Source organism: Belliella filtrata, assembly GCF_022549775.1.
Taxonomy (GTDB): Bacteria; Bacteroidota; Bacteroidia; order Cytophagales; family Cyclobacteriaceae; genus Belliella; species Belliella filtrata.
The window spans coordinates 1-524 of record NZ_JAKZGP010000163.1 but is presented as its reverse complement, the minus strand read 5'-3'; the positions used below and the strand labels follow the sequence as shown (position 1 = coordinate 524).

At 42.2% G+C, this 524-nt stretch carries 2 protein-coding genes; both read right to left on the bottom strand.

The genetic code is table 11. The features are described 5' to 3' along the window. The coding region (tnpB, locus tag MM239_RS20910; protein ID WP_241350264.1) for an IS66 family insertion sequence element accessory protein TnpB at positions 1-307 on the bottom strand (307 nt) is incomplete at its 3' end. 32 nt (positions 308-339) lie between these two features. Beyond that, the coding region (locus MM239_RS20905; protein WP_241350263.1) for a hypothetical protein at positions 340-524 on the bottom strand (185 nt) is incomplete at its 5' end.

The following is a 524-nucleotide window of genomic DNA, read 5'->3' as shown; positions in this document are numbered from 1 at the left end:
TTTTTAACGCATCATAGCGCTTTCTGTAGCTCACCGATTCAAGCCTTACCCCCTGTAAGAGAAGACTCAATTGATTGCTCGTAATTGAGTTTCCAGAGAGTATTGGGCGCTCAAAAGTCCCCTTCTCTAGCTTTTTGATGTACATGGCAAAACCGTCCCTATCCCACTGAAGGATTCGGATCTGGTTTGATCGTTTGCCAATAAAAACAAAAACATCCCCATTCATCGGGTCAAAGCCAAGTTTGTTGCGAACCAAGCCAGCAAGTGAATTGATACCGAAGCGCATATCAGCCGGCTCTTTATACATAAAATACCTGATTGAATTCGACAGGGCAAGCATTAAACAAGCTTTTTGATCGATTCGACATCAACCTTTCCGAAGAACTCAATGCTGACCCCCGAAGGGTAATTGATTTTGAGAATAGGTTCTTTCTGAAAAACCATCTCAGGGTTGACCAAAGAAAAACCTGAATCAAAAGGAGAGTTATCCTGTTGCCCTTCAAACTTCCTGCACCAATAATAAA